Raw genomic sequence first — 23,459 nt, forward strand, 5'->3', positions numbered from 1 at the left:
GCATGAGGGCCCGATCGATACGGGGTACGGGCGCGGTAGCGGCGGCCGCCTCACTGGCGGTCGCCGCTTCGGCCTGTTCGGCGCCGGGCGACGGCAAGAGCGCGGGTGGCGCCAAGGACTCCGCGGTCGTCGGCATCGCGTACGAACCGGACACCCTGAGCCCGCTCCTCGGCTACGGCAAGGACGGCAACTCCAAGATCTTCGACGGTCTGCTCACGCACGACGCCGACATGAAGCTCAAGCCCGCGCTCGCCGCCGAGCTCCCCAAGGTCGGCGACGACGGCAAGACCTACACCTTCAAGCTGCGCGAGGGCGTCAAGTTCAGCGACGGCAAGCCCTTCACGTCCAAGGACGTCGTCTTCACCTACGAGACGATCCTCGACAAGAAGACGAACAACGCCGCCAAGACCGAGCTCGACGCCGTCAAGAACGTCGAGGCGAAGGGCGACGACACCGTCGTCTTCCACCTCAAGTACCCCTACGCGCCGTTCGCCGAGCGCACCGTCCTGCCGATCGCGCCCGAGCACATAGCGGGCAAGCAGGACGTGAACACCGGCGAGTTCACCACCAAGCCGGTCGGCACGGGCCCGTACAAGCTCGTGAAGTGGTCCAAGGGCGAGAAGCTCACCTTCAAGGCCAACCCCGGCTACTGGGGCGGGGCCCCGAAGGTCAAGAACTTCACCATGGCGATCATCAAGGACGACGACATCCGGGCCACCCGGCTCGACGCGGGTGAGCTCGACGGCGCGATCCTGCCGCCCAACCTCGCGAAGAAGTACAAGAACGACGGCAACAAGAACTCGTACGCCGCCAAAACCTTCGACTACCGCGTGGTGACCCTGCCCACCGGCAACAAGGTCACGGGCGACACCGACGTCCGGCGCGCGCTCGACGCCGGCGTCGACCGCAAGGCGATGGTCGACTCGATCCTGGACGGCGCGGGCAAGGAGGCCTACGGCCCGGTCCCCACCGACAGCCCCTGGTTCACCAAGGGCACCGAGCGGAAGCACGACCTCGCCGCGGCCAAGAAGATCCTCGACAAGGCGGGCTGGAAGCCGGGCAAGGGCGGCGTCCGCGCGAAGGACGGCGTCCAGGCCGCGTTCCCGCTCTGGTACCTCTCCGGCGACAAGCTCCGCCAGGACCACGCACTCGCGTACGCCTCCGACGCCAAGAAGCTCGGCATCAAGGTCGAGGTGCAGGCCGGCACGTGGGAGGTCATCCAGCCGCGCATGCCCAAGGACGCGGTCCTCGCGGGCGGCGGCTCCCCGGCCGACCCGGACTTCGACCAGTACACGCTCCTGAAGTCCACGCTCGCCGGTGACGGCTTCAACAACATGGCCCACTACGACAACCCCAAGATCGACAAGGCGCTCGACGAGGCCCGCGAGAGCGGCGACCACGCCGAGCGGCAGGCCGCGTACGACACCGTCCAGCGTGAGCTCGTGAAGAACCCGGGCTACACCTTCCTCACCCACATCGACCACCTGTACGTCGTCGACAAGCGCTTCGGCGACCTGAGCACCCAGATCGAGCCGCACGACCACGGCCTCGCGTCCGGGCCGTGGTGGAACGTCGAGGACTGGCAGCCGACGCAGTGAAGTCCGCGCTCCACAAGCTCCCCTGGGGGCCGATGGCGCGCATGACGGGACGGCGGGCCCTGTTCGCCGTCCCGGTCCTGCTCGCCGTGACCTTCGGCGTCTTCGCGATCGCCGCCGCGTCCCCCTTCGACCCCGTCAAGGCGTACGCGGGCACGGCCGGGCTCACCGCGTCCCAGGAGAACCTCGACCAGCTGCGTGCCAACCTCGGCGTCGACCAGCCGCTCGTACAGCGCTGGTGGGACTGGCTGACGTCGGCCGTGAGCGGCGACCTCGGGGACTCCAGCACCCTGCGCCAGCCCGTATCGGACGTCATCGGTGAACGCATCGGCTGGTCCGTGCTGCTCGCCGCCACCGCGTTCCTGCTCGCGATCCTCGTCGGCACCACGCTCGGCGTCCTCGCCGCACGCCGCCCCGGCGGCTGGCTCGACCGCGCCGTGACCTCGCTGGCGTACACGCTCGAAGCGGCGCCGCCGTTCTGGATCGGCCTCCTCGCCGTCTGGCTCTTCGCCCTGAAGCTGGGAGTGCTGCCGTCGGGCGGGCTCACGGACACCGCCAGCTCGGCCGTCACGGCAGGTCAGGTCGCGAGCCATCTCGTGCTGCCCGCCTCCGTACTCGCGATCTCGCAGCTTCCGTGGTTCGTCCTGTACGTACGCCAGGGGGTCGGCGACGCACTCGGTGACGACCCCGTCCGGGGCGCACGCGCGCGTGGCCTCGCCGAGCGGACCGTGCTCCTCGGGCACGCACTGCGCTCGGGGATGCTGCCGGTACTCACCCTGATCGGCTCACGCGTGCCCGAACTGATCACCGGGGCCCTCCTGGTGGAGACCGTCTTCAGCTGGCCCGGCATCGCGGCCGCCACCGTCTCGGCCGCGACCGCCGTGGACTTCCCGCTGCTCGCCGCGCTCACCGTCCTCGCCACGGCGGCGGTGCTCCTCGGCAACCTCCTCGCCGACCTGCTGTACGGACTCGCCGATCCGAGGGTGGGATTCGATGGCTGAGACGACGACGTGGCGCGCCTCCTCGGGCGGCGCCTCCAGAACTCGCTCCACGCGCGCGTGGCGGGTGCGTTCTTCGGCGGTGATCGTCGCGGCCATCGTGCTCGCCGTGCTCCTCGTGCCGCCGCTCGTGAACCTCGACGAACAGGCCGTGAACCTCGCGGCCAAGCTTCAACCACCCTCCTGGTCGCACCCCTTCGGCACTGACGACGTGGGGCGCGATCTGCTTCTGCGCTGCGTGTACGGGCTGCGGGTCTCGCTCTTGGTGGGCGTGGTCGCGGCCGTCGTGGCGACCGTCATCGGCACGGCAGTGGGTGCGCTCGCCGCCGCGTCGGGCGGCTGGGTGGACCGGGTCGTGATGCGGCTCGTGGACGTCTTCTCGTCCGTACCGCATCTGCTGCTCGGCATCTTCATCGTGGCGATGTTCCGCCCTGGTGTGTGGCCGGTGGTCGTCTCCGTCGCGCTCACGCACTGGCTGTCCACGGCCCGCATCGTGCGCGCCGAAGTCCTGTCGCTGCGGTCCCGTCCGTACGTCGACGCCGCCATCTCCGGGGGTGCGTCGCGGATGCGCGTCATCGTGCGCCATCTGCTGCCCGGCGTCCTTCCGCAGGCCGGACTCGCCGCCGTCCTGATGGTGCCGCACGCCATCTGGCACGAGTCCGCGCTGTCCTTCCTGGGCCTCGGACTCCCCACCCACCAGGCGAGCCTCGGCACCCTCGTGCAGAGCGCGCGCGGCTCGCTCCTCGCCGGGGACTGGTGGCCGACGCTCTTCCCCGGCCTGTTCATCATCGTGCCCACCCTGGCGATCGCGGGCCTCGCGGGCGCCTGGCGGGAACGGATCAATCCCCGGCGCCGATCGGAGCTGATGCTGTGACCGAGCCCGTCTCCTCGAAGCCGCCCCTCTCGTCCCCGGTGCTTTCCGTACGAGGTCTCTCCGTGCGGTTCCGTATGCGCGGCGACACCTTCGTCTCCGCCGTCACCGACGTCCACTTCGACCTGGCGGCGGGGGAGTGTCTTGCCCTCGTCGGCGAGAGCGGCTGCGGCAAGTCCGTGCTCGCATCCGCGCTGCTCGGACTCCTTCCGCAGAACGCGGAGACGGCCGGGTCCGCGCTCATCGGCGACGTGGACCTGCCGACCGCCGACGAGCGCACCCTGGCCCGAACGGTCCGGGGGCGCCGCGTCGGTCTCGTACCGCAGAGCCCGGCCGCGCACCTGACGCCGGTGCGAACGGTCCGCGCCCAGCTGGAGGAGACCCTGCGGGAGCTGACGGGCGTACGCCGCCCAGAGCTGCGCAAGGCCGCCGAAGCCGCCGCCGAGCGTGCCGCGTTCCCCGCCGGGCACCTGGACCGCTACCCCCACGAGCTCTCCGGCGGCCTCGCCCAGCGTGCAGCCACCGCGCTCGCGCTCATCGGCGACGCGCCGCTGCTGCTCGCCGACGAGCCGACGACGGGCCTCGACCGTGACCTCGTCGACCGCACGGTGGACGAGCTGCGACGGCACGTCGGCGACGACCGCGCGCTGCTCCTGATCACCCACGATCTGGCCGCCGCCGAGCGCATCGCGGACCGCGTCGCCGTGATGTACGCAGGACGCATCGTCGAGCTCGAGGACGCCGAGGACTTCTTCGGCACCCCCGGGCCCCGGCACCCCTACGCACGCGGCCTCCTGAACGCTCTCCCGGAGCGGGAGTTCACGCCAATCCCCGGCATGCCCCCCGAACTCTCCGCGCTGCCCCGGGGATGCGCGTTCGCGGCGCGCTGCCCCAGGGCGGACGAAGCCTGCGAAGCCGTGCCGGAGAACGTGGACGGTGTCGCCTGCCACCACCCCGACCCGGCGGCCGTACTGGAGGCGCCCCGTGCTTGAACTCCGTTCCATCACCGCCGGATACGACCGCCGCGCCCCCGTCATGCGCGGCGTGGACCTCACGCTCGCGCCCGGCGCCTCCGTCGGCCTGCTCGGCCCCAGCGGCTGCGGCAAGTCCACCCTGGCCCGGGTCGCCGCCCTGCTCCACAAGCCCGACGCGGGCCGCGTCGTCATCGACGGCGAGCCCGCCCGCGGCTGGCGGCACCGCGCCCCCCGCGCCCAGCGCACCGCCTTCGGCGTCGTCTTCCAGCAGCCCCGCCTGTCCGCCGACCCACGTCTCACCCTCACGAACCTGATCGCCGAGCCGCTCCGCGCGGCCGGGCGCGGGAGCGAAGCCACCGAGCGCGTACGGGAGCTTGCGGCCACGGTCGGCATCGGCGACGACCTCCTGGGCCGCAGGCCGCACGAAGTGAGCGACGGCCAGCTGCAGCGCGCCTGTCTGGCCCGCGCCCTGGTGCTCCGCCCGCGCTGGCTGATCTGCGACGAGATGACGGCGATGCTGGACGCATCGACGACGGCGGCACTCGTGCACGCCGTGGAGGAGTACCGGCGGGGGAGCGGCGCGGGGCTGCTCGCGGTGGGCCACGACCGCGTGCTCCTGGAGCGGTGGTGCGAGCGGACCGTCCACTGGGGCGATCTGGTCGCCGACGAGAACGTGGCCTGAGGTGCTGTGAGGGGGCACGGGGCGGCGCGAGATTCCCGGAGTTAACGCAGAGCGTCGAAAGCGCCAACTCCGTTCTGCAAGGGGTTTCTTGACGCGGGCATGGCCTCATACTCACTGAGGCCCCCCGTCCTCCCCTCGCCCTTTCCAGGAGTCTCCGTGGCACTCGTCACCCGTCGTAGAGCCCTCACCATCGGTGCCGCGCTGGCAGGCACCGCCGCCGTCCCCGCGTACGCCCAGGCGAGCGAGCGCGGACACGGACCCCGCCCCCTCATCCGCGCCCACGCGCACAACGACTACGACCACCCCCGGCCCCTTTTCGACGCGCTCGACCACCGCTTCGGCAGCGTCGAGGCCGACATCTATCTCGTCGACGGACAGCTCCTGGTCGCGCACGACCCGGTCGACCTCGACCCCACCCGCACCCTCGAATCGCTCTACCTTGACCCCCTGGCCGCCCGCGTGCGCGCCAACCGCGGTTCCGTGTACCGGGGTTACCACCGCACCCCCTTTCAGCTCCTGATCGACATCAAGACCGAGGGCGCGGCGACGTACCTCGAACTCGACCGCCACCTCCGCCGCTACCGGAACCTGTTCACCACGTACTCCTACGGCAAGGTGCGCCGCGGCCCGGTGACGGCGGTGATATCCGGCGACCGGGCGGCCCGCGCGCCGATGGAGGCCCAGCGTGTGCGCCGCGCCTTCTACGACGGCCGCCTCGCCGACCTCGGCAGCGCGGCGCCCGCCTCGCTCATCCCGCTGATCAGCGACAACTGGACGCTCAACTTCAGCTGGCAGGGTGTCGGCGAGATTCCCGCCGCCGAACGCGACAAGCTGCGCGGCATCGTCTCAGCCGCCCACAAGCGCGGGCAGCGCGTTCGCTTCTGGGCGACACCCGACCTGGCGGGCCCGGCACGCGACGCGGTGTGGGGCGAGCTCCTCGCCGCCGGCGTCGACCACTTGAACACGGACGACCTCGCGGGTCTTGAGGCGTTCCTCGACGCCCACGGGCGTCAGCTCCCGGCCCGCTGAAGCAACGCCCCGGCACATAACACCCGTTCGGAGGACATGCCGGTCGCCCGGACGGTCCCTCCGCTGCGCCACACTCGGCCGAGAGCCGCGGTGCTGACGTGGCGGAGGAGGTTGTCCCCATGGCCATTTCGGTCTCTGTGGTGCTGCTGCTGGTGATCCTGGCAGTGGTCTTTCTGCGCAACGGCGCACTGAAGTTCTCGCACGCCCTGGTCTGTGCGCTGCTCGGCTTCTATCTGGCGAGTTCGAGCATGGCACCGACCATCCACAACGGGGTCACGGCCGCCGCGGACATCGTCAGCGGCTTGCAGCCGTGATGGTCAGCCGTGCTGGTTCAGCCATGATCATTGCGTGTTCATGAACAACTGTCACCTTTCCATGGACACTTCAAGGGCCTGGCCCTAGCTTCGGCGCATGCCGCGTCGCAGAACCCTCAGCAGTGCTCTCGCCCTGACCGCTCTCACGGTCTTCGCCGCGTCCTTCGCGTATCCCGCCCAGGCGGACGACATACCGAAGGCGCCGGGGCACCGGCTCGTCGACCAGTACACCGGCGGGCCCGCGGACGGCCGCCCGCTGCCCGGCGAACAGCCGCCCCAGCACCCGTACCTCGCAGCCAACGGCCGCAGCGGGATGCACGCGGACGCGGCGGGCAGCGGAACGTACCCCTGGAACGGGCCCCTGGGGAAGAAGCCGAAGGTCGGCAGCGAGAAGATGGCGGCGCTCGGCGGTGAGTGCGCCACCGTCACCTTCGACAAGGACGGCCGCATCGTCACCGTCTGCGGCACGTTCACCGGCTTCCTGGTCAAACTGCTCGACCCGGACACGCTGACGACGCTCGCCGAGTACAAGCTGCCGCAGCGCCCCTCCACCGTCGAGGCCATCACGCGCCTCGACTTCTCGAAGATCTTCAAGGACACCTCGGGCGGCGCCTACTCGTATCTCGACAACGAGGACCGGCTCGTCCTCGCCGACTCCCGGCAGCACATCGTCAGGCTCGCGCACGAGCAGGCGGCGGACGGCAGTTGGCGGTTCGTCGTCGACAAGGACTGGGATCTGACGGCGCACGTCCCGCACGACTGCGTTACCTGGTCAAATCTCTACCCGAGTGGCGAATGTGACCCGGTCACCTCGGTGATGCCCGACTGGGACGGCCGCATCTGGTGGGTGACCCGGCAGGGGCGCGTCGGCACGGTGAACCCCAAGTCCGGTGACACCCGCTCCGTCCGGCTCGACGGCGAGGAGATCCAGAACTCGTTCTCCGTCGCCGATGACGGCGTGTCGATCGTCTCCGACCACGCGCTCTACAGCTTCCGCGCCGAGGCGGACGGCACCCCGAAGGCCGTCTGGCGCCAGACCTACGACCGGGGGACGGGCACCAAGCCCGGCTCGGTCAACCAGGGTTCGGGCACCACGCCCGACCTCTTCGGCAAGGGCGACGCCGACTACGTGGCGATCACCGACAACGCCGACGACCGCATGAACGTCCTCGTCTACCGCAGAGGCGACGGCATCGCCGACGACAAGCGCCTGGTCTGCAAGGTCCCCGTCTTCCGCTCCGGCGCGTCCACCACCGACAACTCGCTGATCACCTGGGGCAACAGCCTCGTCGTCGAGAACAACTACGGCTACGAGAACATCACCTCACTCACCTTCGGCCGCAGCGTCGTCGGCGGCGTCAGCAGGATCGACGTACGCGCGGACGGCAGCGGCTGCGACACCGTCTGGGAGAGCGACGTCCGCGCCCCCTCGAACGTCCCGAAGCTGTCGACCGCCTCGGGGCTGCTGTACTTCTATACGAAGGAGCCCAACAGCCTCGGCATCGATGCCTGGTACCTGACGGCCGTCGACTTCCGCACCGGCGAGACCAAGTGGAAGCGCCTCGCCGGCACGGGCATCGCCTACGACAACAACTGGGCGCCGGTGACCCTGGGTCCGGACGGCACCGCGTACGTGGGCGTGTTCAACGGCCTGGTGGCGGTGCGGGACACCGAGTGATCGGGCGGCTAGCCCCGCGAGAACACGCCGATGCCGTTCGCCACCGGGCGTTCCGCGCCGCCGCTCGGGTGATTTCGTACGGTGACGGCCTCCGCGCCCGGGGCCCTCGCGACCAGGGTGGCGGACGAGACCAGGGTGGAGGAACCGCCGCCGTCCAGGCTGAAGCCCTCCTGTGCGCCCAACCCCCTCAGCGTCTCAGCCACTTCGGCGATGGTCAGCCCCGTACGGAACTCGGGGGAGCCGTCGAGGGAGAGGAGCAGGAGACGTCTGCCGTCGTCGGAGATTCCGGCCGCCGTCCGCACGGCCGATGTGACGGAGTCGAGGCCGGGCAGCGGGGCGCCGCCGCGCAGGACCGGAAAGCCGCCGAGCGCGAAACGGAACGGCATGTGCGACTCGGCCGCCACCAGGCGGTGCCACACGTGCACCCGGTCGCCGATCGAGAGCTTGCGCAGCTCCTGTGCGCCGGCCTCGCGCCCGACGAGGACCGTGGTGCCGGCGGCGACGGGTCCGCTGCCGGGCGTCCCCGCCGACTCCACGACACGGCCGCCGCGCACCGCCACCTCATGGGTGTCCGTGCTGCAGGGGGCGCCGCGGCTGGTGTCGGTGCCGCAGGTGGAGCGCACCCGGGAGGTGCTGCCCCAGTCGCTGGTGAACGCGCCGACGGAGCCCACGGGGAGGGCGTACTGGTTGAGCCCGCCGAGCGGCAGCCGGGTCTGGGGGGTGCGTACTTCGCCTTCGAGCCGGAGGTTGTCCAGGCGGGCCCGGCGGTCGAAGCCCACGCCGAGCACGGCTTGGGTGGTCACACCCGGAGGCATGGCGGGGCCGAAGCGCTGACCGTCCGGCACCGCCCCCTTGAGGGCGCGGCCTTGTGAGACCGCCGGGCCGACGGGCGCGCCGGTGGCTTCGACGCCCGGATGCTGGCCCTCGGAGATGTTGAAGAAGTCGCCGTTGATCCCGCCGACCGCTCCCGCCCCGTCCGCGAGCGTGGAGACGGCGGAGCGGGCGCCGACTTCACCCGGATAGAGCAGTCCGACGCCGGTCCGGGGATCGTTCAGGTCGATGTCGAGTACGTGCGCGCGGGTAGCGCCGTGGGAGGCCGGGATGTCGAAGTTCCAGTACTGCACGCCCGGTGCGATCCGCGACGTGACCGTCTTTCCGTCCGCCTCCACGCCGCCGGCCGGTGCCGCTCCCATCAGAGCCGCACCGGCCAGCGTGCCGAATGCCGTCAGTACCGAGAGCGCGGCTCTCGCCGTTCTGAACCGTCTTGAGGTCTGCTTGCGCCGTGTCGTCACCGTGCCCCCTGAAGTCTCGCTGGCCGACCAACTGCCCCAGTGTGGGGGCCGGTCGGAGAGCGCACCAGAGGGCACCGCCGGACGGGTGCAAGGCCGGTGGCTAGGCGCTGATCAGCCGGGAACGAATGAGGAAACGTACGCCTTCCGGGGCTTCGAGGGAGAAGCCGCTGCCACGGCCCGGCACCACGTCGACGATCAGCCGGGTGTGGCTCCACACGTCGTACTGGCTCTTCGACATCCAGAAGGCGACCGGTTCCGCCACCCCCTCGACGTCGAGCGACGCCAGGCGCACATCGGAGTCGCCGGTCCGGAACTCGCCCTCCGGGAAGCACATGGGCGCACTGCCGTCACAGCAGCCGCCGGACTGATGGAACATCAGCGGTCCGTGGGCCTCCCGCAGCCGCCGCAGCAGATCGGCGGCGGCCGGGGTCAGCTCCACGCGCGGGTCGTCGGTCATGGGCTGCCGCTCCTTGGTCACCGTCACCGGTTCCTTGGTCGCCGTCACCGGGCCGCCGTCGAGGCGATGGCCCAGTCAACTCCGGACAAGGTTGCGCGGAGGTTGCAGCCGAGGCCGGGGCTCCAGGTGTCGTAGGGCGAGCACCGCACGGACGGCCTTGCCTCGTCGGCCGCTGCCGACGACCTCGAAGCGCGCGGCGAGGTGCCGCACCATCGCCAGGCCCCGTCCGCTTTCGCGCTCGGTGCTCGGCTTGAGGACCTGTGGGCCGACGGGGCTCGCGTCGTGGACTTCGACGGTCACGTGGTCGTCGGACACCTCAAGGCGCAGGCGGCAGGAGCTGCGGCCGTGCTGGGTGGCGTTGGTGACCAGTTCAGAAACGATCAGCGTGGCATCGTCCACCCGTTCGGCGTCCACTTCCGTCAGGTGCCGACGGGGCCGGGTCAGGAACGCGGAGGTCAACCTCCGCGCCCGGCCGGCCGATGCGGCTTCCTGCGGCAGTGCGTACTCGACGCGGGCGACGTGCCGATGGGCGCGCTGGTGCGCACGCATGGCAACTCACTTCCCTCCCCTGAGACGACCGGTGTGCTAGCGACGGAATCAGCTCACCGCGCCCCCGGCATGTCTTGCGTGGTCGATCCTGTCCCACGGTGATGCCCGCCCCTGCTGATCGCCAATCAGGCCCCTGCAAGCGTGGGTGTCGCCGCGTCGCGGGAGCCTGCGGGCGGCCTGCGGACGATCTCCTGTGGCGAACATGTTCGCTCCGAACGTGCTCGTGACGAACATGTTCGTTATGCTGGTGGTATGACAGCTCATTCCGATGCCCCGCGCAGCCGCCGCGAGCGCCCGGCGAAACCCGCCCTGACACGGACCGGGATCGTGGCCGCCGCGGTGGAGATCATGCGCGCCGACGGCCTGGGCAAGGTGACCATGCGTCGCCTCGCCCAGGAGCTCGACACCGGGCCCGCCTCGCTCTACGTCTACGTCCGCAACACCGCCGAACTGCACGCGGCGATCCTCGACGAGCTCCTCGGCACGGTCGAGGCGGCGCCGGCCGGAGGCGACTGGCGCGAGCGCCTGGAGAAGGTGCTCACCTCCTACACCGCTGTGCTCTTCCAGTACCGCGGCCTCGCCAGGGCCGCGCTGGTGGCCCGGCCGAGCGGTGAGCACTATCTGCGTCTGATCGAGACGCTGCTCGCCCTGCTCGACGAGGGCGGGGTACCGCCCGGGCAGGCGGCATGGGGCGTCGACCTGCTGCTGCAGTACGCCACAGCGACCGCCGCCGAGCACTCCCCGGACGACCGGGCCCCCGGCGCCGCCCAGGGGGAGTGGGACGCGCTCGCCGGAGTGCTGCGGGGTGCGTCCGAACAGACCCATCCGCATGTCGCCGGGCTGGCTGCCGAGCTGCTGTCCGGCCAGCCGGAGACCCGCATCTCCTGGGGCTTCCGCACGCTGATCAACGGAATCCTGAGCACGCCCGTCCCGGCCGACGGCACCCGGAACTGAGCACTGCCTCCCCCCGCCACCGTCCCGCCCTCACACCAGGCCAAGGAGTAACGCCATGACCACGCACCGATCCCACCAATCCCACCGGTCCCGCCCGCCCCACCACCCCATCGCCATCGTCGGCGCGGGCCTCGGAGGCCTCACGCTCGCCCGTGTCCTGCACGTCAACGGCATCGACGCCGCCCTGTACGACCTGGAGGCGTCACAGGACGCCCGTGGCCAGGGCGGCATGCTCGACATCCACGAGGAGTCCGGGCAGGCCGCCCTGCGCGCCGCCGATCTGTACCAAGAGTTCCGCGCGCTCATCCACCCCGGTGGCGAGGCCATGCGCGTCCTCGACAAGGACGCCGTCGTCCGCATGGAGGAGGCCGACGAGGGCGACGGCGGGCGCCCCGAGGTCGAGCGCGGCCAACTGCGTGACCTCCTGCTCGGTTCGCTGCCCGACGGCGCCGTCCACTGGGGCGCGAAGGTCACCGGGGCGCGTCCGCTCGGTGGCGGTCGCCATGAGGTGACCCTCGCCGACGGCTCCACCTTCACCACCGACCTGCTCATCGGCGCCGACGGAGCCTGGTCCCGGATCCGCCCCCTGGTCTCAGAAGCCACCCCCGCCTACTCCGGCCTCTCCTTCGTCGAGGTGGACCTCGTGGACGCCGATGCCCGGCACCCGGACAGCGCCGCCGTCGTGGGCGGCGGCATGCTCTTCGCGCTCGGCGAGGGCAAGGGCTTCCTCGCCCACCGTGAGATCGACGGCAGCCTGCACATCTACACCGCGCTCAAGGTCCCCGAGGACTGGATCTCCTCCGTCGACTTCACCGCCGACCGCACGGACCTCGCCAAGGCCGCCGTACTGGAGTACTTCGCCGACTGGGACAAGAGCCTCCAGGCGCTGATCGCCGACGCCGACGGCGCGCTGATCCCGCGCCGCATCCACACCCTGCCGATCGGCCACCGCTGGGACCGCGTCCCGGGCGTCACGCTGCTCGGCGACGCGGCCCACCTCATGTCCCCCTTCGCGGGGGAGGGCGCCAACCTCGCGATGTTCGACGGAGCCGAACTCGCCGGTGCCATCGCCGCGCGTCCCGGCGATACCGAAGCCGCGCTCGCCGCCTACGAAGAGGCGCTGTTCCCACGGAGTGAGAACGCCGCCGCCGAGTCCGCCGACAGCCTCGTCCGCTGCTTCCGGGCCGACGCGCCACAGGGCCTTCTCGACATGTTCGCCGGGATCTAGCCCGCCTGGCCGGGGTGATCGGTGGCGAGGAAAGGGTCGAGCAGGTCGAGCAGTGCCTGGGGGCGGTCAAGCGGGATGATGTGGCCGCAGTCCGGGATGAGGTGGCCGGTCAGGTCGTCGGCGAGCGGGCGCAACTGCTGTTCGAGGGCCGTTCCGACGGGATGGGACCCGATCGCCAGCGTCGGCATGGTGAGCCGGGCGTGTGCGGTGGCGTCCTGGATCTGCCGCCCGCTCGTGGGCATGGCCCGGTAGTAGGAGAAGGCGCTGCGCAGGGAGTCGTGGCCGGTATAGGCGTTGAGAAAAGCCTCCCGGACACGGTCCGGGATGCCCCGGCCGTGCGTGCCGGTGCTCAGGAACCAGTCGATGTACTCGGCCTCGTGCCCGACCAGGACCCTCTCGGCGAGCCCCGGGACCGAGTGGAAGCCGAACCACCACGGCGGGCCACCGGCGAGGAAGTCCTCCGCGCCGGGCAGGGGCCCGAGGAGTGACTCCATGACGACGAGCCTGCGTACGAGATCGGGTCGTCGCAGCGCGAGGAGGAGGGCGGGCGGTGTGCCCGCGTCGATGCCGACGACCGCCGCACTGCTCTCACCGAGCGCGTCGAGGAGACCTTCGGCGTCGGTGGCGAGGGTGTCGGCGTCGTAGCCGTCGGTCGCCCGCGTGCTGGCGCCGAGTCCGCGCAGGTCCGGTGCGATGACGCGGTGCCGCAGGGCGAGCCGGGGGATGACCTCGCTCCAGAGCTGCCAGGTGTGGGGGAAGCCGTGGAGCAGCAGGACGGCGGGGCCGGTGCCTGCGATCGCCACGTTGACCGTGATGCCGTTGGTGGTGATCTGGCGCAGAGAGATGTCGGGCGCAGGAATGCCGGGCTCGGTGGATTCAGCCAGGGGGAGGCGCATGGTGAGGTGGCTCCGATGTGATTACCATTGGTGACTACATGAGGCTAGGTAACCATGCCTGGCCTGCCAAGAACGCACTTTCCCGACAGGTGGTGAGCCCGAGGTGACCACCCCTCCCAAAGCGGGGGCACGCGGCGATCTCTTCGATCCCGATTGCCCGACGCGCCGGCTCCTCGACCGCATCGGCACGAAGTGGACGTCGATGGCGGTCAAGGTCCTCGCGGAGGCCGAACCGCACGAGGTGCGCTTCGCCGAGCTGCGGCGCCGCATGCCGGGCGTATCGCAGAAGATGCTGTCCACGACACTGCAGGGCATGGCACGCGACGGTCTGGTCACCCGCAGGGTGGAGCCGACGGTGCCGCCACGGGTGCACTACCGGCTGACCGGCCTGGGTCTTTCCCTGGAGGGTCCGCTCGCCGTGATCAGGGCGTGGGCCGAGGAGCACATGGTGGAGATCGACCGTGCCAATGAGCGCAGCGAAGCGGCGGCCGACGGCCTGGGTGACGGCCCGGGTGACGGCTGAGGCGTACGAGCCTCAGCCGTCACCGCCCATCCCCCATGCTGAGCCCCCCAGCCCTCGTGCCGGTCAGGGAATGCGCGCCACCGCCGCGTAGATCCCGCTGCCCTCCGCGTCCGGTCGCGCGGTGTCCTTGAACCACTCCGGGGCCGTCACCAGGCCCGGCTCGACGAGGTCGAGGCCCTTGAAGAATCGGTCGACCTCGGCGCGGGTGCGGAAGCCGAGCTGGATGCCGCCCTTCGCGTACTCCGCGGCGACCTGTGCGGACAGCTCCGGGAAGATGTCGGACGAGGCGTGCGAGAGGACCAGATGGCTGCCGGAGGGCAGGGCGTCGACCAGCGTGCCCACGATGCCGAACGGGTCCTGGTCGTCGGGCAGGAAGTGCATGAGTGCGATCAGCGAGAGGGCGATCGGGCGCTCGAAGTCGAGCAGAGTGCGGGCGTGGGCGAGGATCTCCAGCGGTTCGCGGACATCCGCCTGGATGTAGTCGGTCATCCCCTCGGGACGGCTGACCAGCAGGGCCTCCGCATGGCGCAGCACGATGGGGTCGTTGTCGGTGTAGACGACCCGCGCCGACGGCACGACCTCCTGGACGATCTGATGCAGGTTCGGCGCGGTGGGGATCCCGGTGCCGATGTCGAGGAACTGGTCCACGCCCTGGGAGGCGAGCCAGGCGGCCGCGCGGTTCATGAACGCGCGGTTCTGCCGCGCGGCGTCCTTCGCCTCGGGCGGCAGCCTCTCGCCCACCGCCTCGTCGACGGGGTAGTTGTCCTTGCCGCCGAGCAGCCAGTCGTAGACACGCGCGGGATGCGGGTTGCTGGTGTCGATCGTCGGCCTGGACGCATCTGCGTTCATGACGTACTCCGTTGCTGCTGAGAGACGCTTGGATTGCCGCAGTCTGCCACAGCAACATCACCTTGAGCATGGGGTGTTGGGGTTCGATCGCCGCAGGTCACGGATGGGTCGCACACAGTGGGCAAGCGGCGGTCGAGGCGGATGCCGTCACGGGGGTTGTCCGCCGCCTCAGTTCCGGTAGAGGTCCGTCAGGAGCGCCACGGCGGCATGTGTCATGGGGTGTGGGTCGTGGCGGCGCCAGATGAGATGCACGGCGATGGGGTCGGCGTCGCGCAGCGGGCGGAACACGACTCCGTCGCGGCGGTACTGGTTGGCGGTGCTCTCCGGGGTGAGGCCGACACAGCGGCCCGACGCGATGACGGCGAGCCAGTCGTCGATGTCCTGGGTGTACTCCACCGGGGGGCGGGCCTCTTCGGGCCACAGCTCGGCGGTGGTGGTGCCGGTACGCCGGTCGATGAGGAGCGTCCGGTCCCGTATGTCGGCCAGCGGAACGGAACGCCGCTTGGCCCATGGATCGTCGCTCGCCAGTGCGCAGAAGCGGCGCTCGTGACCGACGACGGCGCTGGCGAAGCGGGCTTCGTTGAAGGTGGTGCGGACGACGGCGAGGTCGCAGAGGCCTTCGGCGAGTCCGCCGGTCGCGGAGTTCGTCCGGATCAAGTACAGCTCGACGTCGGGGTGTCCGGCGGCCCAGCGGCGCTGGAACTCCGCCGTGTGGCGGCCCATCGCCGACCAGGCGTGACCGATGCGAAGCCGCGTGTGTCCGGTGGTCGCCTCCCGGATGAGGTCGTCGGCCTCGGCGAGCAGATGTCTGGCTCGGGCGAGGACCTGGACTCCTGCGGTCGTGGGCGTGACGCTCCGGCTGGTGCGGTGCAGGAGGCGCGCCCCGAGCACCTCCTCGAGCCCGCCGAGGGTTCGGGAGACCGCCGCTTGCGAGACGCCCAACTCGGCGGCGGCATCGGTGAAGCCGCCCGTGTCCACGATGGCGACCAGGCAGCGCAGATGCCGCAGTTCCAGATCCATGACCACAGTGTATGGATAACCGAAACGTATGGATAACCAAAGCGTATAGATGAGTGATCGCATGCATTTTTCGTATGCTCGCGGGTGACGCATCCTGCGATGCATGCGAACGTCTCAGAGCCAAGCCGCGCCCGTTGTCGTCCCGGGTGGTGCGGGCGGTCCGGCGGAGAGTTCACGAGGCCGTCTGTCGGGCATGGCGATGATGTTCGGCAGCGGCCTGTCCAACCAAGTCGGCGCCGCCACGGGCGCCTTGGCGTTCGGCGCCATCGGTCCCGCCGGTGTCGTGGCCGTGCGGCAGTGGGTCGCGGGGGCCGTGCTCCTGACGGTGGGCAGGCCCAAGGTGCGCGCCTTCACCTGGCGCCAGTGGTGGCCGCTGTTGTGCCTGGCGGCGGTCTTCGCCACCATGAACCTCTCCCTCTACACCGCGATCGACCGCTTGGGGCTCGGCCTCGCGGTGACCCTTGAGTTCCTGGGCCCGCTGTCGGTGGCACTTGCCGCGTCCCGTCGCGCGGTGGACCTCGGCTGTGCGGTCGTCGCGGGGGCGGCGGTGGTCGCACTGGCTCGCCCGCAGCCCAGTACGGACTACGTCGGCATCGCGCTCGGCCTGCTCGCCGCGGCCTGCTGGGCCTCGTACATCCTGCTCAACCGTGCGGTCGGGGCCCGCATCCCGGGTATCGAGGGCTCGGCCGCCGCCGCGGGGATCTCGGGGCTCCTCTACCTGCCGGTCGGCATCGTGGTCCTTGCCCACCACCCGCCGACGGCCACCGCGCTCGCCTGCGCGACCACCGCAGGCATCCTCTCCTCCGCGGTCCCGTTCCTCGCCGACCTGCTCGCCCTGCGCCGGGTCGACGCCCGCTTCTTCGGGATCTTCATGAGCGTCAACCCGGTCCTCGCGGCGCTGGTGGGAATGGCCGTCCTGGGGCAGTCCCTGGACTGGGTGGAGTGGTCGGCCATCGCGGCGATCGTGACGGCGAACGGGGTCAGCGTCCTGAGTCGCTCCTGAGGCGATCGTGATCAGTCAAGGCCGAGCTGCTGTGTCGCCGCCTCGACCGTCTGGGCGAGGAGTACGGCGATGGTCATGGGCCCGACGCCGCCCGGTACGGGAGTGATCAGGCTCGCCCGGTCACGGGCGGTGTCGAAGTCGACGTCGCCCACGTTCCCCGGGTTGTAGCCCGCGTCGATCACCACGGCACCCGGCTTGATGTCGGCGCCGGTGATGAAGCGCGGGCGTCCGACCGCGGCGAGCAGGACGTCTGCCTGCCGCACGATCGCGGGCAGGTCCGCGGTACGTGAGTGGCAGTACGTGACCGTCGCGTCCCTGCCCAGGAGCAGCATGCCCGCGGGCTTGCCGAGGATGGCGCTGCGCCCTACGACGACGGCATGCTTGCCGGTGAGGTCGACGTCGTACTCGTCGAGCAGGCGCATGATGCCGCCGGGCGTGCAGGACACGAATCCGGGCAGGCCGAAGCCCATCGCCGCGAAGGAGTGCATGGTCACCCCGTCGACGTCCTTGGCCGGTGCGATCGCCTCGAAGGCGGCACGCTCGTCGATGTGGGGTCCCACGGGGTGCTGGAGCAGGATGCCGTGGACGGTCGGGTCCTGGGAGAGCGCGGTGATCGTCGCGACCAGTTCTGCGGTGCCGACCGAGGCGGGCAGGGAGACATGCCGTGACTCGATGCCCGCCTTCTCGCAGCGCGAGCGCTTCATACGGACGTAGGTCACCGAGGCGGGGTCCTCGCCGACGAGGACGGTCGCGAGGCACGGGGACGTTCCGGTGCGCCGGCGGATGTCCGCGGCGGTCGCGGAGCCGGCTTCGACGATGCGGCGGGCGAGGCCGGTTCCGTCCATCAGGCGAGCTGTCTGCGTCCGGGGCATGTGCCACTCCTGAACTTCAGGGTGAGTTGCCCAGGCGCGCGGCATCGACACGATGTCAGGCCGCTCCCCGGTGGTACTCCACCTCAGCGCCAGTCACGGCCCGCCTTTCAGCCTAAGGGACGGTGCGGGGCCCTAGGCGCTGGCGTCGCGGATGTAGCTGAGCTTAAGGAAAGTTCAAATCTCTTTGCTTGTCCTTTCAGGTCGGCGACGGCATCGTTCACTGACAGCGACAGCGACAGCGGCAACGGCAACGGCTCGGACCAAGGAGAGCGAACAGTGAACGGCGTCCCCGGAAGAACCTGGGCAGCGGCAAGGGTCGGCGTACTCGCCCTCCTCTGGGGATCGACCTTCCTCTGGATCAAACTGGCCCTGGAAGGCCTGTCTCCCGTGCAGGTCACCCTCCTGCGCTGCGCACTCGGGGCGGCGACCCTGACGGTCGTGCTCTTCAGTACGCGCAACCGGCTTCCTCAGGGACGTGCGACGTGGAAGCACATCTTCGTTGCCGCCTTCTTCTGCAACGCCCTGCCCTTCGGCCTCTTCAGCGTCGGCCAGCAGACCGTCGACTCCGGCGTGGCGGGCGCCCTGAACGCGACGACTCCGCTGTGGTCCGTCCTGATCGGCCTCGCCATCGGCACGGAACGAGGACTTCGCCCCGTTCGCCTCGCCGGACTCCTCATCGGTTTCGCGGGTACGTCGCTGATCTTCGCCCCATGGCAGCAGTCAGGCCTGACGAGTTGGGGCGCCCTCGCGATCGTGGGTGCGGCGGCGAGTTACGCCGTCGGCTTCGCGTACATGGGGCATCACCTCGTCGGGAAGGGCATGCCCACCCTCTCCCTCTCCGCCGCCCAGCTGATGGCGGCCACGGGCCTGACGGCCCTTGCTCTGCCGGTCGGTGGCCTGGAGACGATCCACGTGGAGCGCACCGCGCTGATCGCCGTCGTCATCCTGGGGATCTTCGCCACCGGCATCACCTTCCACCTCACCTACCGGATCATCGCGGACGAGGGCGCGACCAACGCGGCGACCGTCGGGTATCTGCTGCCGGTGGTCTCCGTGGCCCTTGGTGCCATCGTGCTCGACGAGGCCTTCAGTCTCCGGGTGGCCGCGGGGATGGCGGTCGTACTCGTCGGAGTCGGCATGACGCGTCGGCAGAAGCGAAAGCCGGAGGCGTCGGCTCCGGGGGCCGAGGAAGCGCAGGGCGCTCTGAAGGCGGCGGGCAGTTCGTGAACGCCACGTCCGAATGCCGCCAGCGCTCCCACCTGCGGCGGGCGAGGATCGAGTACGCCGGGGCCGTCCTGCCCCACCGTACGAAGGACCCGGAATCATGCATCAGCCCACCCTCGCCCCCGATCTCTTCAGCCCTGCTCCGGAGTCGGACGCCCCGCCGCGCGGTCCGTCCGACCCGGCGATTCCCGCACTCGGAGAGCTGAACTGGGGTGATATGTATGCCCAGTTGAACGAGGAAGGGGTGGCAGTCACGCCTCCGCTGCTGTCGCGTGAGCAGTGTCAGGAGATCATCGGCACGTTCGACGAACCCGGCCGCTTCCGGTCGACCGTGGTCATGCAGCGTCACCACTTCGGCCGGGGCACCTACAAGTACTTCGCCGACCCGGCTGCCGTCCCGCTCGTGCGGACACTGCGCGAGAAGCTGTATCCGCCGATGGCATGGATGGCCAACCAGTGGGCCCCGCAGCTCGGCGAGCGCACCTTCCCGCCCACGCTGGACGAGCTGATCGCCGAGTGCGCGGAGAACGGGCAGCGGCGCCCCACCCCGCTGATCCTGAACTACGGCGAGGGTGACTACGCCTGTCTGCATCAGGACGTCTACGGAGACATCGTCTTCCCCCTGCAGATCGCCGTCATGCTGAACCAACCCGGCGAGGACTTCACCGGCGGCGAGAACGTCTTCGTGGAACAGCGCCCGCGTTTCCAGTCGCGCGCCATGGTCGTCAAGCCGCAGCTCGGTCAGGGCATGATCTTCCCCGTCCGGCACCGGCCCGTCCGCGGCCGGAACGGATACCGCCGTCACCCCATGCGGCACGGCACCAACGCCGTCGAATCCGGTCACCGCACCGTGCTCGGCGTGATCTTCCACAATGCCCGCTGACGTCAGTGCGACGTCCGAATTCCGCCAGCATGCGTGACCGCGACACCTCATCGTTGAAGTGGAAGGAAAGCAAGGCAAGGCAGGATAAAGCACCGCAAGACAGGCTGAGGAGGCCACGATGACCGTCCACACGACCATGACCAGCCCGCTCGGCGAGCTGCTGCTGGTAGGAGAGCCGACGCCGGACGGCGTCTCGCTGACGTCGCTGTCCATGCCCGGACAGAGGAACGCCCCGGCTGTGCAGAGCGGTTGGGCCCGTGATCCCGGCCGGTTCTCGGAGATCGCCCGACAGCTTGCCGCCTACTTCAGTGGTGAACTCACCGAGTTCGACATGGAGTTCACCCGGGGCGGCACCGACTTCCAACAGCGCGTCTGGAGCGCCCTGGAGGAAATCCCGTACGGCACATCGACCACCTACGGCGCACTCGCCGGGCGACTCGGTGTGGACCGGGCGCGGGTCCAGGCCCTGGGCGCCGCGATCGGCGCGAACCCGCTGCTCCTGGTGCGCCCGTGCCACCGGGTGATCGGCGCGGACGGCTCCATGCGCGGCTACGCGGGCGGCGTGGAGCGCAAGGTCCAACTCCTCACCCACGAGGGCGCCCTGCAACCCACGCTCGTCTGACGCCCGCCCTCGTCCAACCCGCACGATCGCGAAGGGCCCTGATCATGATCGACGCCACCCCCGTGACGGATACCCGCGTCGGCGAACGTGTCGCCGCCGAGGACTGGGACGCGCTGACCGCCGAGCTCGACGAGCACGGCCACGCACTCACCGGCCAACTCCTGCCTCCCGACGTCTGCCGCGACATCGCTGCCCTGTGCGACGAGACGGACCGCTTCCGCTCGACCATCGACATGGCCCGCTACCGCTTCGGCTCCGGCCAGTACCGCTACTTCACCCACGAACTACCAGACGTAGTACGGGAGTTGCGCGAGGCGTTTTACCCCCGGCTGCTGCCCGTCGCCCGCGACTGGGCCGAGAGGCTCGGCAAGCCCGCCCCCTGGCCCGAGAGTCTGGGGGAGTGGGTGGAGATGTGCCATGCGGCCGGGCAGGCCAAGTCCGCACAGATTCTCCTGCGCTACGGGCCCGGCGACTGGAACGCCCTGCACCGCGACGTCTTCGGAGGCATGCTCTTCCCGCTCCAGGTCGTCATCGGTCTCGACGTGCCGGGGGCCGACTTCACCGGCGGCGAGTTCATCATGACCGAGCAGCGCCCCCGCGCCCAGTCGCGCGGATCGTCCACGACCCTGCCGCAGGGCCACGGGCTCGTCTTCACGACCCGGGACCGGCCCGTGGCCTCCAAGCGCGGCTGGTCGACCGGGCCGATGCGGCACGGCGTGAGCACCGTACGCTCCGGGCGGCGGCGCACGCTCGGCCTGGTCTTCCACGACGCGGCGTGAACCCCGGCCCGGCGGGGCGCCCGTACCCGCGTACGTACACGCTGTGCGGCCCGGACGGAGAGCCGTACGACAGCAGCGCGCCGGGCACTCTGGGCGGACATCGCCGCGGGCGTCTGTACGGCCGCCTGGACTGCCCTTCCGCGCTGCGGGCCGTAGCCCGTGGCCCCTACGCCACCCACCGGGTGTTCTTCCCCGACGAGGGCACGGCGGTCGCGGCCGGATACCGCCCCTGTGCGGTCTGCCTGCCCGCTCAGTACGCTCGATGGAAAGCAGACCCAGAAAGCACCGGCACACCATGAGCATCCTGAAGGACCGGGAAGACTCCCGCTCACCCCTGATCGGCAGCTCCGAGCTCGCCGCCCACGCGGACCTGCCCGCGCCCGCCGCGCACACCGACGCCGAACTCGCCGCCCTCATGGGCCTGTTGACGCTCCCGAAGGCACGGATCGAAACCGTCACCATCGGCCACAGTCGCGACACCGCGTCCCGAGCCGCCGCCGAAGCCTTCGCCGCCGCATGGACAGCACGCGGCGGCACGATCCTCACCACGGTGAGCTGGCCCGAGACGGCCGCGTCCTGGCTGCGCCCCGCGCACCGCCTCACCGCGGAGATCCCGGACGCCTGGGTCCTGGCCGCGGCACCGCCAGGCCTCGCCCAGCTGGCCCGCCGCCTGCGCCACTCCACCGACTGGGACCCGGCCCGCAGTTACGCCTTCGCCTCGCTCCAGGACTCCCGCGTCCCAGCGCTCGCCGGAGACGACGTGCTCCACGGCCTGCGCGGCGCCACCGCCGACGGCGCCACCTGGGACGTACGCCACCGCTGGGTCACCACCCACCTGCCCGCCGAGGTGACCGCGTCGTGAGCGCCCTGATTCCCCGCCCCACCACGGAGATCGCCCCCGGCGCGGTGCACGTGCCGCAGTGGCTCACCCTGGAGCAGCAGCGCGAACTCGTCACGGCGTGCCGCGGCTGGGCCACCGGTCCCGTGCCGATCCGCCACACCCAGCTGCCGCGCGGCGGGACCATGTCCGTGCAGACGGTGTGCGTCGGCTGGCACTGGCAGCCGTACCGGTACACCCGCACAGCCGGTGACGTGAACGGCCGGCAGGTCGCCGCTTTCCCGGACTGGCTGGTCGAGCTCGGACGCCGGGCGTTGACGGAGGCGTACGCGGACGCGTCGGCCTCGGCCGACTACACGCCGGACACGGCGCTGATCAACTTCTATGACGGGCAGGCCAGGATGGGCATGCACCAGGACAAGGACGAGCGGTCGTCGGCTCCGGTGGTCTCCCTGTCCATCGGCGACACCTGCGTGTTCCGCGTGGGCAACACCGAGACCCGCACCAAGCCCTACACCGACATCGAGCTGGCCTCCGGTGACCTGTTCGTCTTCGGTGGCCCCTCGCGCTACATCTTCCACGGCGTGCCCAAGGTCCACGAGGGCACCGCGGACCCCGCGACCGGTCTGACCTCGGGCCGCCTGAACATCACGATGCGGGTCACCGGCATGACCGGGTGACCCGGACGGCTACTCGAACCGCGAGGTGTCGCCGGCTCCTCGGCGCACGATCTCGGCCTCGCCGCCGGAGAAGTCGATGACCGTGGTCGGGCTCGTGCCGCAGTCACCGGAGTCGACCACGGCGTCCACCTGATGGTCGAGCCGTTCCTTGATCTCCCAGCCCTGCGTCAGCGGCTCCTCCTCGTCGGGCAGGAGCAGAGTGCTGGAGAGCAGCGGCTCACCGAGCTCGGTGAGCAGGGCCTGCGTGACGACATGGTCGGGAATGCGGACCCCGACGGTCTTCTTCTTCGGGTGCAGGAGCTGGCGCGGCACCTCCTTCGTCGCGGGGAGGATGAAGGTGTAACTGCCCGGCGTCGCGGCCTTGATCGCACGGAACACGTCGTTGTCGACGTGCACGAACTGACCCAGCTGCGCGAAGTTCTGGCACACCAGGGTGAAGTGGTGGCGATCGTCGAGGTTGCGGATCTTGCGGATGCGGTCGAGGCCGTCGCGGTTGCCCAGCTGGCATCCCAGGGCGAAACAGGAGTCCGTCGGATACGCGATGAGCGCGCCGGAGCGGATGCTGTCGGCCACGGTGCCGATGCTGCGCGGCTGGGGATTCTCGGGATGCACGTCAAAATACTTGGCCATCCGCCGAGCGTACGTGATC

Annotated in this window: 27 protein-coding genes and 1 riboswitch; of the genes, 19 read left to right on the top strand and 8 right to left on the bottom strand. The window is 70.5% G+C overall.

Translation table 11 applies throughout. The features are described from left to right. The first annotated feature begins 2 nt into the window (after window positions 1-2). The 8 genes from ACFQ7F_RS11005 to ACFQ7F_RS11040 all read left to right on the top strand — a co-directional run bounded on the left by ACFQ7F_RS11005 (window position 3) and on the right by ACFQ7F_RS11040 (window position 8,141). Window positions 3-1,598, top strand: coding sequence for an ABC transporter substrate-binding protein (locus ACFQ7F_RS11005; protein WP_383269164.1), 1,596 nt, complete (start codon window positions 3-5; stop codon window positions 1,596-1,598). Window positions 1,599-1,630: 32 nt separating this feature from the next. Then, a complete protein-coding gene (locus ACFQ7F_RS11010) occupies window positions 1,631-2,596 on the top strand; it encodes an ABC transporter permease (protein ID WP_383269233.1) in 966 nt (321 codons plus the stop codon). Further along, window positions 2,589-3,467 (top strand): ABC transporter permease, encoded by an 879-nt coding sequence (locus tag ACFQ7F_RS11015; RefSeq protein ID WP_383269166.1) that lies wholly within the window; start codon window positions 2,589-2,591, stop codon window positions 3,465-3,467. Before ACFQ7F_RS11010 ends, ACFQ7F_RS11015 begins: the two co-directional genes overlap by 8 nt. Before the next feature lie 74 nt (window positions 3,468-3,541). Next, window positions 3,542-4,456 carry an ABC transporter ATP-binding protein gene (locus ACFQ7F_RS11020; protein WP_383269235.1) on the top strand — a complete coding sequence of 305 codons (915 nt, stop codon included), beginning with the start codon at window positions 3,542-3,544 and terminating at the stop codon, window positions 4,454-4,456. After that, window positions 4,449-5,120, top strand: a complete 672-nt coding sequence (locus tag ACFQ7F_RS11025) for an ABC transporter ATP-binding protein (RefSeq protein ID WP_383269168.1) — start codon at window positions 4,449-4,451, stop codon at window positions 5,118-5,120. Before ACFQ7F_RS11020 ends, ACFQ7F_RS11025 begins: the two co-directional genes overlap by 8 nt. A 156-nt stretch (window positions 5,121-5,276) precedes the next feature. Beyond that, entirely contained in the window at window positions 5,277-6,149 is an 873-nt protein-coding gene (locus ACFQ7F_RS11030) for a phosphatidylinositol-specific phospholipase C/glycerophosphodiester phosphodiesterase family protein (RefSeq protein WP_383269170.1), read from the top strand. Between the two features lie 119 nt (window positions 6,150-6,268). Beyond that, window positions 6,269-6,463: a hypothetical protein gene (locus tag ACFQ7F_RS11035; RefSeq protein WP_160503040.1), complete on the top strand. Its 195-nt coding sequence runs from the start codon at window positions 6,269-6,271 to the stop codon at window positions 6,461-6,463. Between the two features lie 97 nt (window positions 6,464-6,560). After that, on the top strand, window positions 6,561-8,141 hold the full coding sequence (locus tag ACFQ7F_RS11040) for a hypothetical protein (RefSeq protein ID WP_383269172.1): 1,581 nt from the start codon (window positions 6,561-6,563) through the stop codon (window positions 8,139-8,141). An 8-nt stretch (window positions 8,142-8,149) separates the two neighbouring features. Here the strand turns inward: ACFQ7F_RS11040 and ACFQ7F_RS11045 are convergent, their stop codons facing one another. From ACFQ7F_RS11045 to ACFQ7F_RS11055, 3 genes are all read right to left on the bottom strand, one after another. Beyond that, window positions 8,150-9,334 (bottom strand): phosphodiester glycosidase family protein, encoded by a 1,185-nt coding sequence (locus ACFQ7F_RS11045; RefSeq protein WP_383269236.1) that lies wholly within the window; start codon window positions 9,332-9,334, stop codon window positions 8,150-8,152. Window positions 9,335-9,533: 199 nt separating this feature from the next. Then, window positions 9,534-9,890 (bottom strand): DUF779 domain-containing protein, encoded by a 357-nt coding sequence (locus ACFQ7F_RS11050; protein ID WP_383269238.1) that lies wholly within the window; start codon window positions 9,888-9,890, stop codon window positions 9,534-9,536. A 75-nt stretch (window positions 9,891-9,965) separates the two neighbouring features. Next, window positions 9,966-10,439 carry an ATP-binding protein gene (locus tag ACFQ7F_RS11055; RefSeq protein ID WP_383269173.1) on the bottom strand — a complete coding sequence of 158 codons (474 nt, stop codon included), beginning with the start codon at window positions 10,437-10,439 and terminating at the stop codon, window positions 9,966-9,968. 252 nt (window positions 10,440-10,691) lie between these two features. On the opposite strand from ACFQ7F_RS11055, the gene ACFQ7F_RS11060 reads away from it, so the two are divergent. Then, a complete protein-coding gene (locus ACFQ7F_RS11060) occupies window positions 10,692-11,393 on the top strand; it encodes a TetR/AcrR family transcriptional regulator (protein ID WP_383269175.1) in 702 nt (233 codons plus the stop codon). Between the two features lie 55 nt (window positions 11,394-11,448). Then, the gene (locus ACFQ7F_RS11065; protein WP_383269177.1) at window positions 11,449-12,621 is read left to right on the top strand and encodes an FAD-dependent oxidoreductase; all 1,173 of its coding nucleotides are present in this window, start codon (window positions 11,449-11,451) and stop codon (window positions 12,619-12,621) included. Here ACFQ7F_RS11065 and ACFQ7F_RS11070 read toward each other — a convergent pair. Beyond that, entirely contained in the window at window positions 12,618-13,517 is a 900-nt protein-coding gene (locus ACFQ7F_RS11070; RefSeq protein ID WP_383269179.1) for an alpha/beta fold hydrolase, read from the bottom strand. The genes ACFQ7F_RS11065 and ACFQ7F_RS11070 overlap by 4 nt on opposite strands. Window positions 13,518-13,620: 103 nt before the next feature. Between ACFQ7F_RS11070 and ACFQ7F_RS11075 the strand changes: the two genes are divergently transcribed. After that, window positions 13,621-14,040 (top strand): winged helix-turn-helix transcriptional regulator, encoded by a 420-nt coding sequence (locus ACFQ7F_RS11075; protein WP_383269181.1) that lies wholly within the window; start codon window positions 13,621-13,623, stop codon window positions 14,038-14,040. Between the two features lie 63 nt (window positions 14,041-14,103). Here ACFQ7F_RS11075 and ACFQ7F_RS11080 read toward each other — a convergent pair whose 3' ends face one another. Then, on the bottom strand, window positions 14,104-14,889 hold the full coding sequence (locus ACFQ7F_RS11080; protein WP_383269183.1) for an SAM-dependent methyltransferase: 786 nt from the start codon (window positions 14,887-14,889) through the stop codon (window positions 14,104-14,106). A 168-nt stretch (window positions 14,890-15,057) separates the two neighbouring features. Further along, window positions 15,058-15,909, bottom strand: a complete 852-nt coding sequence (locus ACFQ7F_RS11085; RefSeq protein ID WP_383269184.1) for a LysR family transcriptional regulator — start codon at window positions 15,907-15,909, stop codon at window positions 15,058-15,060. Between the two features lie 103 nt (window positions 15,910-16,012). Between ACFQ7F_RS11085 and ACFQ7F_RS11090 the strand changes: the two genes are divergently transcribed. Then, a complete protein-coding gene (locus ACFQ7F_RS11090) occupies window positions 16,013-16,912 on the top strand; it encodes a DMT family transporter (RefSeq protein ID WP_383269185.1) in 900 nt (299 codons plus the stop codon). Between the two features lie 11 nt (window positions 16,913-16,923). Here ACFQ7F_RS11090 and ACFQ7F_RS11095 read toward each other — a convergent pair whose 3' ends face one another. Then, window positions 16,924-17,784 carry a bifunctional 5,10-methylenetetrahydrofolate dehydrogenase/5,10-methenyltetrahydrofolate cyclohydrolase gene (locus tag ACFQ7F_RS11095; protein ID WP_383269187.1) on the bottom strand — a complete coding sequence of 287 codons (861 nt, stop codon included), beginning with the start codon at window positions 17,782-17,784 and terminating at the stop codon, window positions 16,924-16,926. Window positions 17,785-17,805: 21 nt separating this feature from the next. Next, window positions 17,806-17,891, bottom strand: a riboswitch (ZMP/ZTP riboswitch). 169 nt (window positions 17,892-18,060) lie between these two features. Here ACFQ7F_RS11095 and ACFQ7F_RS11100 point away from each other — a divergent pair. From ACFQ7F_RS11100 to ACFQ7F_RS11130, 7 genes are all read left to right on the top strand, one after another. Then, on the top strand, window positions 18,061-19,011 hold the full coding sequence (locus ACFQ7F_RS11100) for a DMT family transporter (protein WP_383269188.1): 951 nt from the start codon (window positions 18,061-18,063) through the stop codon (window positions 19,009-19,011). A 97-nt stretch (window positions 19,012-19,108) separates the two neighbouring features. Then, complete coding sequence (locus tag ACFQ7F_RS11105; protein WP_383269190.1) at window positions 19,109-19,891, top strand: 2OG-Fe(II) oxygenase; 783 nt, start codon at window positions 19,109-19,111, stop codon at window positions 19,889-19,891. 118 nt (window positions 19,892-20,009) lie between these two features. Further along, window positions 20,010-20,513: a methylated-DNA--[protein]-cysteine S-methyltransferase gene (locus ACFQ7F_RS11110; protein WP_383269192.1), complete on the top strand. Its 504-nt coding sequence runs from the start codon at window positions 20,010-20,012 to the stop codon at window positions 20,511-20,513. A 44-nt stretch (window positions 20,514-20,557) separates the two neighbouring features. Continuing rightward, window positions 20,558-21,292 (top strand): 2OG-Fe(II) oxygenase, encoded by a 735-nt coding sequence (locus ACFQ7F_RS11115; RefSeq protein WP_383269193.1) that lies wholly within the window; start codon window positions 20,558-20,560, stop codon window positions 21,290-21,292. Continuing rightward, window positions 21,289-21,591 carry an Ada metal-binding domain-containing protein gene (locus ACFQ7F_RS11120; protein WP_383269195.1) on the top strand — a complete coding sequence of 101 codons (303 nt, stop codon included), beginning with the start codon at window positions 21,289-21,291 and terminating at the stop codon, window positions 21,589-21,591. The genes ACFQ7F_RS11115 and ACFQ7F_RS11120 overlap by 4 nt, the downstream gene beginning before the upstream one ends. Beyond that, window positions 21,588-22,154 carry a hypothetical protein gene (locus tag ACFQ7F_RS11125; protein ID WP_383269196.1) on the top strand — a complete coding sequence of 189 codons (567 nt, stop codon included), beginning with the start codon at window positions 21,588-21,590 and terminating at the stop codon, window positions 22,152-22,154. The genes ACFQ7F_RS11120 and ACFQ7F_RS11125 overlap by 4 nt, the downstream gene beginning before the upstream one ends. Next, complete coding sequence (locus ACFQ7F_RS11130; RefSeq protein ID WP_383269197.1) at window positions 22,151-22,810, top strand: alpha-ketoglutarate-dependent dioxygenase AlkB family protein; 660 nt, start codon at window positions 22,151-22,153, stop codon at window positions 22,808-22,810. The genes ACFQ7F_RS11125 and ACFQ7F_RS11130 overlap by 4 nt, the downstream gene beginning before the upstream one ends. Before the next feature lie 9 nt (window positions 22,811-22,819). Here ACFQ7F_RS11130 and ACFQ7F_RS11135 read toward each other — a convergent pair whose 3' ends face one another. Then, entirely contained in the window at window positions 22,820-23,440 is a 621-nt protein-coding gene (locus ACFQ7F_RS11135) for an L-threonylcarbamoyladenylate synthase (protein WP_383269199.1), read from the bottom strand. Window positions 23,441-23,459 lie beyond the last annotated feature (19 nt).

The organism is Streptomyces sp. NPDC056486, from assembly GCF_042795295.1.
In the GTDB taxonomy this organism is placed as follows: Bacteria; Actinomycetota; Actinomycetes; order Streptomycetales; family Streptomycetaceae; genus Streptomyces.